This window comes from Rhodococcus sp. SMB37 (assembly GCF_004345605.1).
Taxonomy (GTDB): Bacteria; Actinomycetota; Actinomycetes; order Mycobacteriales; family Mycobacteriaceae; genus Rhodococcus.
Genome location: NZ_SLVY01000013.1, coordinates 144,020 through 156,068, shown reverse-complemented (window position 1 = coordinate 156,068; position 12,049 = coordinate 144,020). Strand labels below are relative to the sequence as shown.

Annotated in this window: 9 protein-coding genes; 6 read left to right on the top strand and 3 right to left on the bottom strand. The window is 68.3% G+C overall.

The genetic code is table 11. The features are described from left to right. Positions 1-138 precede the first annotated feature (138 nt). The gene (locus EV641_RS20375) at positions 139-1,458 is read right to left on the bottom strand and encodes an acetyl-CoA C-acetyltransferase (RefSeq protein WP_132474190.1); all 1,320 of its coding nucleotides are present in this window, start codon (positions 1,456-1,458) and stop codon (positions 139-141) included. Between the two features lie 103 nt (positions 1,459-1,561). Between EV641_RS20375 and EV641_RS20370 the strand changes: the two genes are divergently transcribed. Together EV641_RS20370 and EV641_RS20365 are read left to right on the top strand one after the other, a co-directional pair. Next, on the top strand, positions 1,562-2,908 hold the full coding sequence (locus EV641_RS20370; RefSeq protein ID WP_132474120.1) for a 3-oxoacyl-ACP reductase: 1,347 nt from the start codon (positions 1,562-1,564) through the stop codon (positions 2,906-2,908). Further along, entirely contained in the window at positions 2,908-3,783 is an 876-nt protein-coding gene (locus tag EV641_RS20365) for a MaoC/PaaZ C-terminal domain-containing protein (protein ID WP_132474118.1), read from the top strand. Before EV641_RS20370 ends, EV641_RS20365 begins: the two co-directional genes overlap by 1 nt. 61 nt (positions 3,784-3,844) lie before the next feature. Here the strand turns inward: EV641_RS20365 and EV641_RS20360 are convergent, their stop codons facing one another. Continuing rightward, a complete protein-coding gene (locus tag EV641_RS20360) occupies positions 3,845-4,453 on the bottom strand; it encodes a TetR/AcrR family transcriptional regulator (protein WP_054718653.1) in 609 nt (202 codons plus the stop codon). Positions 4,454-4,533: 80 nt separating this feature from the next. Further along, entirely contained in the window at positions 4,534-5,727 is a 1,194-nt protein-coding gene (locus EV641_RS20355) for a glycoside hydrolase family 3 N-terminal domain-containing protein (protein WP_054718656.1), read from the bottom strand. Between the two features lie 120 nt (positions 5,728-5,847). Between EV641_RS20355 and EV641_RS20350 the strand changes: the two genes are divergently transcribed. The 4 genes from EV641_RS20350 to EV641_RS20335 all read left to right on the top strand — a co-directional run bounded on the left by EV641_RS20350 (position 5,848) and on the right by EV641_RS20335 (position 12,043). Continuing rightward, complete coding sequence (locus EV641_RS20350; RefSeq protein WP_054718659.1) at positions 5,848-6,315, top strand: universal stress protein; 468 nt, start codon at positions 5,848-5,850, stop codon at positions 6,313-6,315. A 67-nt stretch (positions 6,316-6,382) separates the two neighbouring features. Then, positions 6,383-7,465: an isochorismate synthase gene (locus EV641_RS20345; RefSeq protein ID WP_132474116.1), complete on the top strand. Its 1,083-nt coding sequence runs from the start codon at positions 6,383-6,385 to the stop codon at positions 7,463-7,465. Between the two features lie 98 nt (positions 7,466-7,563). Then, positions 7,564-7,737: a DUF2613 domain-containing protein gene (locus EV641_RS20340; RefSeq protein ID WP_132474114.1), complete on the top strand. Its 174-nt coding sequence runs from the start codon at positions 7,564-7,566 to the stop codon at positions 7,735-7,737. Then, positions 7,718-12,043: an alpha-(1->3)-arabinofuranosyltransferase gene (locus tag EV641_RS20335; protein WP_132474112.1), complete on the top strand. Its 4,326-nt coding sequence runs from the start codon at positions 7,718-7,720 to the stop codon at positions 12,041-12,043. The genes EV641_RS20340 and EV641_RS20335 overlap by 20 nt, the downstream gene beginning before the upstream one ends. Positions 12,044-12,049 lie beyond the last annotated feature (6 nt).

Genomic DNA, 12,049 nt, shown 5'->3' with positions numbered 1-12,049 from the left:
AACACGCAAAGACCCTGCTGGGCTACCAGGTCGGGGGTCAGGTAGCCCAGCAGGGTCGTCTGTTCTATCGCCGTGTCGACGGAGGTGTTACACGCATTCGGAACGAATTTCCCGAATGCGTCCGACGTCGCCGAGAGATCACGCTTCGAGAATTGCCGTCACACCCTGGCCACCTGCAGCGCAGATCGAGATGAGGCCGCGAGCGGGCTTGCCGGTCTCCTGCTTCTTCTCGTACAGCATCTTTGCGAGAGCAGCGACGATGCGGCCGCCGGTCGCGGCGAACGGGTGGCCCGCGGCGAGCGAGGATCCGTTGACGTTGAGCTTGCTGCGGTCGATCGATCCGAGCGGAGCGTCGAGGCCGAGGCGCTGCTTGCAGTACTCCTCCGACTCGAACGCCTGCAGTGTGGCGAGGACCACCGACGCGAACGCCTCGTGGATCTCGTAGAAGTCGAAGTCCTGCAGGGTGAGGCCGTTGCGCTGCAGCAGACGCGGAATGGCGTAGGTGGGTGCCATGAGCAGCCCGTCGCCGCCGTGGACGTAGTCGACGGCGGCAGTCTCGGAATCGACGAAGTATGCGAGAACCGGCAGGTTCCGCTCTGCGGCCCATTCCTCGGTGGACAGCAGTGCCGCGGACGCGCCGTCGGTGAGCGGGGTGGAGTTCCCCGCTGTCATCGTGGCGTCGCCGAGCTTGGTGCCGAACACCGGCTTCAACGTCGACAGCTTCTCGACCGACGAATCGGGGCGCAGGTTGTCGTCGCGGGTCAGCCCGAGGAACGGGGTGACGAGGTCGTCGAAGAATCCGCGGTCGTACGCGGCGGCCATGTTGTGGTGGCTCGCGGCGGCGAGTTCGTCCTGGCCTTCGCGGCGGATCCCGAATTCCTTCGCGGTGATCGCGGCGTGGTCGCCCATCGACAGACCGGTGCGCGGCTCGCCGTTGCGCGGGATCTCGATGCCGAGCATGGACGGACGCACGTTGCCGAGCAGTTTGACGCGATCGGCTGTCGTGCGGGCGCGGTTGAGCGAGAGCAGGAACTCGCGCAGCGGGTTGCTCACCGCGATCGGGGCATCGGAGGTGGTGTCGACGCCGCCGCCGACGCCGGCCTCGATTCGCCCCGCGGCGATCGCGTCGCCCACCGAGATGATCGACTGCAGACCCGTGCCGCATGCCTGCTGCAGATCCCACGCTGGGGTGTAGGGGCTCAGGGCGCTGCCGAGGACACTCTCGCGCACGAGATTGAAATCGCGGCTGTGCTTGAGCACTGCCCCGCCGACGACGGCTCCGAGGCGCTCGCCCTGCAGGTTGAAGCGGCTGACGAGACCGTCGAGGGTTGCGGTGAACATGTCCTGGTTGGACGCCCGTGCGTACCTGCGGTCCGAACGCGCGAACGGGATCCGGTTGCCACCGAGGACGGCGACGCGACGCAGCTGCGTGGATCGGGCATTGGTGGTCACTGGCATCTCCCGCATTCAGATGGACTCGAACTGTGGCTACTATTCTTACTCAGGAGTAAGTTAGTTGTCGACTACAGCATCGACGACCGAATTCGAAGAAGGTGGAAACGTGGCTGACGCCAAGGGCGCCCCCAAGCTCTATTCCCAGCTCATCTCGTCCGCACCCGGCTCTTTCCTCGCGAAGCAGTTCGGTCTGCCACAGCCCGAGAAGCTTCGCCGCTACCAGCCCGGTGAGCCCGCGCTCCCCGGCCCCGTCCTCCTCGGCGGCAACGGTCGCCTCGTGGAACCGATCCGCACACTGCTGCGCGACTACACGTTCGCCGACCCGGCCGACACCGAGTTCGGCGCTCTCGTGTTCGACGCTACCGGTATCAGCGACGCCGCGGGCCTCGAACAGCTCTTCACGTTCTTCCAGCCGGTAATCCGCAGTCTCGCCCCCAGCGGCCGCGTCGTCGTCCTCGGCACCACGCCCGAGGAAGCTGCGTCCGTCGACGAGCAGATCGCGCAGCGCGCACTCGAAGGCTTCACGCGCAGCCTCGGCAAGGAGCTGCGTCGCGGCGGCACCGCCCAGCTCGTCTACGTCTCACCGAAGGCCTCGACCGCTCTGTCCGGCGTCGAGTCGACGCTGCGATTCCTGCTGTCCGCCAAGTCGGCGTTCGTCGACGGCCAGGTCGTCCGTGTCGGCGACGGCGACGCCACCGCCCCCGAGTCGTGGGACAGACCGCTCGCAGGCAAGGTCGCGGTGGTCACCGGTGCCGCGCGCGGCATCGGCGCGACGATCGCCGAGGTCCTCGCCCGCGACGGCGCGACCGTCATCGCAGCAGACGTCCCGGCTGCCGGTGAAGCTCTGTCGCAGACCGCCAACCGGGTGGGTGGCACGTCCTTCCCCGTCGACGTCACCGCTGCCGATGCCGGCGACAAGCTCGCCGCACATCTGCTCGAGCGCCACGGCGGCGCCGACATCATCGTCCACAACGCCGGCATCACCCGCGACAAGCTGCTCGCCAACATGGACGGCGGCAAGTGGAACTCCGTGATGGCAGTGAACCTCATTGCCCCGCAGAAGATCACCGAGGTCCTCGTCGAGAAGGGCGCTCTGAAGGAGGGTGGCCGCGTGATCGACGTGTCGTCGATCGCAGGCATCGCGGGCAACCGCGGGCAGACCAACTACGGCGCATCCAAGGCCGGCGTCATCGGCCTCGTGCAGGCCACCGCGCCCGTGCTCGCGACGAAGAACATCACCATCAACGCCGTTGCGCCGGGCTTCATCGAGACCGCGATGACCGCCGCGATCCCGCTCGCGACCCGCGAGGGTGGCCGACTGATGAGCTCGCTGAGCCAGGGCGGCGAGACCGTCGATGTCGCCGAGACCGTGGCGTGGTTTGCAAGCCCCGCGTCGAGCGCCGTCACCGGGCAGGTCGTGCGTGTCTGCGGCCAGTCCATGCTGGGGGCTTGATGAGCGAGATCGAACTGTCGGAGAGCCCGTCGATCCTCGACGTCTACGGTCGCGCCGTGCTGTCGGCGCTGCCGGTCGTGGGGGCATCCGGCGATTCGCTGCCCGACGACACGCTGGTGCTCCGAGGGCTGCGGGTCGATCCCGACAACCTCGCCGAGTACGCAAAGGTGTGCGGCCTGCGTTTCGGCGACACGTTGCCGCTGACGTACCCGTTCATCCTCACGTTCCCGCTCGTGATGAAACTGATGGTGTCCAAGGGATTTCCGTTCGCGGCGATCGGTTCGGTGCATGCCGAGAACGTGATCGAGCAAGTGCGGCCGATCTCCGTCACCGAGCCGCTCGACCTGCGCGTGCACGCCGAGAACATGCGTGAACACCGCAAGGGTCTGCTGGTCGATCTCGTCACCGTCGTCAATGTGGGACGTGAGACGGTATGGCGTCAGACCTCGACGTTCCTGCATCAGCAGCGCACGTCGCTGTCGGATGAGCCGAAGCCGGAACCGAAGACCGAGGAGATCCCGGCCGTACCCACCGCCACGCTGCGTGTCGATCAGAAGACGATCGACAAGTACGCGGCGGTCTCGGGCGATCGCAATCCGATCCACGTGTCGTCGCTGGGCGCCAAGGCCTTCGGGTTCCCGAAGTCCATCGCGCACGGTATGTGGACAGCCGCAGCCACCCTGTCGCTGGTGGAGGGACGGATCCCCGAGAAGGTCACCTATTCGGTGCGGTTCGGCAAGCCGGTACTCCTGCCGTCGTCGCTGAGCCTCTACGCGCAGCGTGACGGCGACCAGGACGGAAAGGCCGGCGGCTGGGATCTCGCGGTGCGGCACCCGAAGAAGCAGTACCCGCACCTCACCGCAACCCTGCGCTGAGTTCCGGTGTGCCGGGGCGCGATGGGGGCGTCCCGGCGCACACTCCGAGGAAGAAGTCCGATCAGCCCTGCTGGTCGGACTTCTTCCTGCCCGCAAGACCGCGCCACGCGAGGTTCTCGAGAAGATCGGCGGCCTTCTCGACGTCGATCTCGCCGCCTGCGATACGGTCGGCGACCGCTTCGCCCGCCCCGACGAGCGCGACGGCCATGATCTGGAAATCGGTACCGGGTTCCGGGTCGCGCGTGCTGGATTCGAGGAGATGGGCGGTCAGTTCGATCAACTGGTCGCGGCTGTTCTGCACCTGTCCGGCGAACGCCTGCTGCCCGAATGCCTGGCGGTAGAGCACCATCCACGAGTTTCGGTGGGCGTCGACGAAACCGAGGAACGACTCCAAAGCCACGCGCAGCTGTTCCCGCGGCGACAGCGACAGGTCGCCGGCGGGCTTCAGTGCTTCGACGAACGCCTGCCCTTCTCGGCTGATGCACGCGGCGAACAGTTCGTCCTTCGATCCGTAGTAGAGATAGAGCATCGGCTTCGAGATCGATGCGCGCGCTGCGATCGCATCCATCGACGTGTCGTGAAACCCGTTTTCGGAGAACACATCCACAGCGGCGTCGAGCATCTGTTGCTCCCGCACCGCGCGGGGCAGTCGCTTGGTACCGCCGGCCATGACCCCTCCAACACCTACGTGACGAACAAGTTCTTACTCTACGGTAGGGAACCGGAGTCCACCGCGGGATCGACGCGTTCTCAGCAGTCGAGCGCACCCTTGGCACGCGCGACGGTGCGCACGGACTCGTCGACCTGCGCTGCGGGTAGCTCGCCCGAGGCCACCGATTGCTCGAGGTGATCGAGGACCGCCGGAACCTGATCGGTGGTCAGCCACAACGCCTGGTCGACGCCCGCGACCAATGCGGCCTCGACTGCCTCGGTGATCGGGTAGGAGTCGGTGATCGCCTGCATCCCCGACAGATCGTCGGTGAAGATCATTCCGTCGAACGGACGACCGCCGTAACCCGTGCCCGTGCGCAGCAGATCCACCGCGGCGGGGCTGATACTCGCGGGCAGGCCGTCGGTCAGGCCGGGAACGTCCAGGTGCCCGAGCATCACCCCGACGTCGGACGAGACGAGGTCCCGGTAGGGCACGAGATCCTTCGCGACGAGTTCGTCGAGCGGCGGCGTGGTCACGGCTCCGGTGTGCGAGTCCCCCGACGCCGAGCCGTGGCCGGGAAAGTGCTTCAGCACCGGCATCACACCGGCATCCTGCAGACCACGCGCGTACGCCCCGGCATAGTCGGTGACGACTGCCGGGTCGTCGGAGTAGGAACGGTCGCCGATCACGGAGTTGTCGGGCTGGCTGCTCACGTCGACATCGGGTGCGTAGTCGACGGTGATGCCGAGCTCACGCAACTCGTGGCCCCGCTCGAGAGCCATCTGGTAGGTCTCGTCGACGGTCATGCTCTGCGCCGTGGCACGGGCCGACGGGTCGGGACCGAGGAGTTCACCCACCCGCGACACGCGGCCGCCCTCTTCGTCGATCGTCACCATCAGCGGCAGCGGGCTCTGCGCCGCGACCCCGGGGATCTGACGTTCCGCGAGCATCGCCGGGTCGGTCCAGCTACCGACGAAGATGCCGCCGATCTGTTCCGCCTGGATCATCGCGAGCGCGTCGTCGGCACCGGTGACACCGACATTGAGCAGCTGCGCGAGCTTCTGACGCAGTGACAGCGACGCGAGCAGTTCGTCGCCGCACACCGTAGGCCGGGACGCGGCCGACGCCGAGGTGTCGCTCGACGACTGTGCCACCGTCGACGACTGACCTGCCGTCGATTCGAGGGTCGCGGACGACTCCGACGCCGGGGCGTCGGCGGTGTCGCCGGTACCGCAGGCCGTGACCGCGAGTGCCGAGGCGAGGACGACGGCGAAGCTGTGTCGGATCCGCATGGTCGTCGACGGTAGCCGACTCGGGTGAGGGGCCTCCCCACCACCCGCTGAGCGAGGTATCGTGCACGCAACCACCGCCGATACGAGAGCTTTCACGTACACGACCTGGAGGAGTGCACGTTGGCCGCAGACCTGATCCTCATCGCTTACGACGGATCCGAGAATTCCAAGCGCGCCGTGCAATACGCGGGTCGCTTCCTCGAATCGTGCCGTGCCATCGTCGTCACCGCCTGGGAGCCGATGGTCCGCCAGGCCGCGCGGATGTCCGGGCTTTCGGGCGTCATGCAACCCGAGTGGGTACCGGACGAAGAGAACGAGGACGTAGCGCTCTCCGACGCGAAGGTGACCAACCGGGAGGGCCTCGAACTGGCCAACTCTCTCGGCCTGCATGCCGAGGGCCGCACCGTCGAGGTCGTCAACGCGGTGTGGGCGGCGATCATCGAGGCCGCCGACGAACTGGACGTCGACATCATCGTCACCGGCACCCGCGGCACCACGGGGCTACGTTCGCTGCTGCAGTCCTCGGTCGCCGACCACGTGCTCCGCCACAGCCACCGACCCGTCCTGATCGTGCCGCCCGGCCGCTGACGACCACCTCACAGAATCCGCCCGCACTACAAGAGAAATGGCGTGCGGACGATATCGTCGTCACACCATGGACGGATTCCTGCTCTCGCGCGCCGATCGCTCTGTTCACGCCATCGGAACGCGGCGCCTGTTCTCCGATGTCACCACGGCGTCGACGGCTCTGCGCCGCGGCAAGGCCGATCTGATTGCCGGAGCTCTGCCGTTCAACCCGGACCGGGCAGTCGCGCTGACCGAACCCGAGACCGTCGACATCACCGACGGACCGTGGGACGCCCCCGCCGACCTTCCCGATCTGCCTTCGGTGCGGATGACCGCGCAGATCCCCCTCCCCCGCATTCACGTCGCGCGGGTGCGTTCGCTCATCGAACGGCTCGAGCTCGGCGAGTTCGACAAGGTGGTTGCCGCCCGGCGCGTGGCGCTCGAGGCCGACGAACCGATCGACCCGTTGTCACTGGCCGCACGCATGATCGAACGCCACCCCGAGGCGACGACCTATGCGCTCGATCTCAGCGCCTCGGAAGATCGGTACTGGGGTCACACCCTGGTCGGCGCGAGTCCGGAGCTGCTGGTCAGTGTGCGCGGTGAGAGAGTGACGTGCCGTCCGCTCGCCGGCACCGCCGCCCGCCAGGCCGATCCGGATGCCGACCGCAAGGCCGGTGAAGAGCTGCTGAGGTCGACGAAGAACCGGGCCGAGCACGCATTCGTCATCGACTGGATCCGAGCGCGGCTGGCCCCGCTGTGCAGCGACCTCGACATTCCCGCCGGACCCGAGCTGACGTCGACGCCGGACGTGTGGCACCTCGCGACCCCGATCACCGGGACACTGCGCGATCCGGGCACCGATGCGCTCACCGTGGCCGCGGCCCTCCACCCCACACCCGCCGTCGCCGGAACGCCTACCGAGTCGGCTCTCGCGGCGATCCGCGCAACGGAAGGCGACCGCCGCTTCTACGGCGGTGCGGTCGGCTGGTGCGATTCGAACGGCGACGGCGACTGGCTCGTAGCGCTCCGCTGCGCCGAGATCAGCTCCGACGGGTTGCGGGCCGTCGCGTGGGCCGGCGGCGGCATCGTCGCGGAGTCCGATCCGGACGACGAACTCGCCGAGACCACCGCGAAGCTGCGCACATTGCTGGGCACCATCGGACTCTGAGCGGTTCGGCCGGTGCGCTGGCACCGCCTCGGCTTTCCGGAGTGATACCTTGACGCGGAACCAAACGACGTCAGTCGATCGATGATGGGGAGTTGGGTATGGGGAAGTTCCTGGGGCCAGGCTTGATCAGCGCGGTGGCCGGCGTCGTGGTCGGTGCTGTCGCCGTATTCGGAGTCACGGCTGCGGTATCCGAGAACTCTCGTCCCGAGATCGATCGCACCGGCAACGCCGACTCGTCCCTCCTGAACCAGGTTGAGTACGGCAGCCGCTGACGGCGCCGGCAACGCTTCGAGTTCACGTACGCACGGCGCTGCGGAACCTTCCGGCGCCGAGTCTTCACCGAACGCGGAACCACTGTCGCGGCGGTGGCTGTATGTTGTCGCCGCCGCCGCGCTCGTTCTGTCTTTCGCGCAGGTCCCCGGCCTGATTGTTGCTGACACCAAGTACGACCTGACGCAGAACCCGATCGGTTTCCTCACGCGCGCCGCTCACCAGTGGAGCAGCCTGGCGCCGCTCGGGCAGGTGCAGAACCAGGCGTACGGGTACTTCTTCCCGCACGGTTCGTTCTTCGCTCTCGGGCAGCTCCTGCACATTCCCCCGTGGATCACGCAGCGTCTGTGGTGGGCGCTGCTGCTCGTCGCGGGTTTCTGGGGTCTTGTCCGGCTCGCGGAAGCACTCGGTGTCGGCAGCCGTGGCTCGCGGGTGATCGCGGCGACCGTGTTCGTGTTGTCGCCGCGTGTCCTGACGACCCTCGGATCCATCTCGTCGGAAGCGCATCCGCTGATGCTCGCGCCGTGGGTGCTGCTGCCGCTGGTGCGATATCTGAACGGGCGGGATGCGGTGTCGCACCGTGTTCTCGCCGCACAGTCCGCCGCCGCCGTCGCGCTGATGGGTGCGATCAACGCCGTCGCCACCGCTGCGGCGTGCCTCGTCGCGGGCCTGTGGTGGATCGCGCACCGACCGAACCGACGCTGGTGGCGTTTCACCGTGTGGTGGCTGCCGTTGTGCGTGGTCGCGGTGACGTGGTGGATGGTGCCGCTGCTGCTGCTCGGCAGGGTCAGTCCCCCGTTCCTCGACTTCATCGAGTCGTCCGGGGTGACGACCGAATGGACGTCGCTGGCCGAGGTGCTGCGCGGCACCAGCAGCTGGACACCGTTCGTGTCGCCGGAACGCATCGCCGGTGCCGTGCTCGTCACCCAGCCCGCCGCGGTGCTCGTCACCGGTCTGCTCGCCGCCGCAGGTCTCGCGGGCCTGGCGATGCGGACGATGCCGGCGCGCGGCCGGTGGACGCTGATCCTGTTCGTCGGTGTCGCGGGTCTCGGCGCCGGATACGTCGGTGAGCTGAGTTCCCCGCTGGCCGACCAGGTGCGCCTGTTCCTCGATTCCACCGGCGCACCGCTGCGCAACGTACACAAACTCGAGCCCCTCGTGCGGCTCCCGCTCGCCCTCGGACTGGCGCATCTGCTGCGGTGGGTGCCGCTGCCCGGTTCGGTGCCGTGGCGCCGCGCCCGCACCGCGTTCGCGCATCCCGAACGCAACCCGATGGTCGCCTTCTCCACCCTGGTCCTCGTCGCCGCGACCCTCGCGACGTCGCTCGCGTGGACGGGCAAGCTCGCGCCTCGCGGCGCATACGACGAGGTGCCCGGGTACTGGAGCGAGACAGCGCAGTGGCTCGACGAGCACACCGACGAGCGCGGTGAACGCGCCCTGCTCCTGCCCGGGGCGCCGTTCGGCAGCCAGATCTGGGGATTGACCCGCGACGAGCCGATCCAGGCTCTCGCGTCCACGCCGTGGGCCTCACGCGACGCGGTGCCGTTGGTGCCGCCGGGCGCGATCCGGGCCCTCGACTCCGTGCAGCGGCTCATCGCCGACGGTCGTCCGTCGCCCGGGCTCGCGGCGACACTGCGCAGCATGGGAATCGGGTACCTGGTGGTGCGCAACGATCTCGATCCCGAAACGTCCCCTGCGGCACGTCCGGCGCTGGTGCACCGGGCCGTCGAGGGATCACCGGGCATCGAGAGGGTCGCCGAGTTCGGCTCGGAGATCGAACGCGTCCAGCCCGGCGATGTCGTCGCCGACGCCGATCTGCGCCCGGTGTATCGGGCGGTCGAGATCTACCGGGTCGACGAACCTGCGGACGCGCCTGTCGGGCCCTATGCGGTGGACGCCGCGTCGGTGCCCATCGTGCAGGGCGGACCCGAGGCGCTGCTGAGCCTGAACACCACCGATCCCACGCATGTGGGTCCGAGGTTGTTCGCGGCGGACAGCGCACGCGCGGGACGGGAACCGGACACGCTGACCGTGACCGACACCCCCACCGATCGGGAAACCGACTACGGGCAGGTCGATCACCATTCGTCGACTATCCGCGCCGAGGGCGACGACCGACGCACACACAATCTGGTGCCCGACTATCCCGTGCCCGACACCGAACTCGTGCAGGCCGAATGGGACGGCGCACGGATCAGTGTGTCGAGCGCGGCGTCGGATGCCACGCAACTCGGCGGGACATCGGTCGGCAGCAGCCCGGCCGCCGCGATCGACGGCGACCCCACCACCGGCTGGCACAGCAACGGCCTCGAATCCGCGATCGGGCAATGGCTGCAACTCGACCTCGACACCCCCATCGACGCGGGCATCCTGCACCTGACGACGAGTTCGGGCGCGTTGGGTGCGCCGGTGAAGTGGCTCGAGGTGACCACCGACCGGGGAAGTACCGCCGTACGCGTCGAGAAGCCGGGCACCCCGCAGACCGTGGCGCTGCCGCTGGGCACGACGACGTGGATCCGGATCACCGCGACGTATGCCGAGGGAGGCCGACGCGGCAACCAGTTCGGGTTGTCCGAGGTCGCGCTCGAAGACCACACGAACCGCGCCGACCCACAGTTCCTCGACATCCGGCGACACATCGTCGTGCCCGGCCCCGCTGACGGTGCCTCGGTGCGCGGCTGGGATCTTCGGCAGGAGTTTCCGGGTCGCGGTAGTTGCGTCGACACCCCCGACCGAGTGCGGTGCGCGTTCGGGTTGGCGACCGCGCCGGAGGAACCGAACCTGTTCACCCGCACCCTGAACGTTCCGACCGAGTCGTGGGTGGCCCCGCAATTGTGGGTGCGGGCCCGCCCCGGACCGGCACTCGACGAGGTGATCGACCGGTCCGATCGGGTCGTCGCGCGCGGCGCCGCCGACGTGGTGGATCTGCAGGGCTCGGCGTTCGCCGCCACCGACGGAGATCCGCGCACGTCGTGGACCGCGGAGGAGAAATCCCTCGAACCCGGCGCACCGCACCCCACGCTGACGCTCGAACTGCCGTCACCGCAGGTGGTGACGGGTCTCGATCTCGCGACGTCGCTGGGAGCGCTTCCCGCCACACCCACCCGGGTCGCGGTGAACCTCGGGAACGGCCCGCAGGTCCGGGAACTCGACGAGGACTCCACCGAGATCGAGCTGACGCCGCACCTCACCGACCGAGTGCAATTCACCCTCGTCGATCACGACGACATGATCGATCGCACGATCCTCGGGTTCTCGAAGGAGACGCCGCCGGGTCTCGCCGAGATCACCGTCCTCGGTGAGGACGGACCGATCGGCGCACAGGATTCGATCTACGACCGCGTCGTCACCGTCGGGTGCGAGGCCGGACCCGTGATCACGATCGAGGGCCGCAGCTACCGCACCTCGGTCACCGGGTCGGTCCGCGACCTCGCGGAAGGTGCGGAGGTGCCGGCCACCCTGTGCGACACCGACGCGGTCGGGATGTCGGCGGGCCGGATCGATGTGGACGTCGAGCCGGGCACCGCGTTCGTGGCGTCGAGCCTGCAGTTGCCGCTCGTAGGTGCGGAACCGCCACGCACCGATCCCGTGGAACTCGAGATGGGCGCGTGGACCGAGAACCTGCGTGAACTGCAGGTACCCGCGTCCGACTCCGATCAGCTGATCGTGGTGCCGGAGAGCACGAACGTCGGATGGGTCGCCTCCGCGCCGGACGGCACCGAGCTGACGCCGGTCGTCGCGGACGGATGGCAGCAGGGCTGGATCGTGCCTGCGGGAACGGAAGGCACCGTCACCCTCGAATTCGCGACCGACCGCTGGTATCGCCTGGGGATCTTCGGGGGTCTTCTGCTGCTGATTCCGTTGTTCGCACTCGCGTTCCTGCCCCGCCGCCGCGCTGTACCCGACCCCGGTCCCGCACCGCGGACGTGGCATTCGACGACCGCTGCGCTCATCGGGGTCGCACTCGCCTCCTTCGTCGTAGCCGGCGCTGCGGGGGTCGCAGTGACGGCCGTCGGCACGGTAGGTGCCATCGCCGTGGCCGCGCGTCGGGGTTCGACGACCGCGTCGCGGATGCTCGTCGGCATCGCAGGTGGGTCGACGATGCTCGCGATGGCCTTGCTGTCGACGGGGCCGTGGCGCTCACCCGACGGCTACGTCGGACATTCGTACCTGATTCAGTTCGCGGCGCTGGTCGGATTGGTCGCAGTCGGTGTCGCGGCGGCCCGCGCTGTGGAGGTACCCGAGTTCTGGCGGCGGCGTTCCCAGCGACGGAACGTCCGTCGCGCAGGTTCTTCGACGAACGCGTAGCTCACG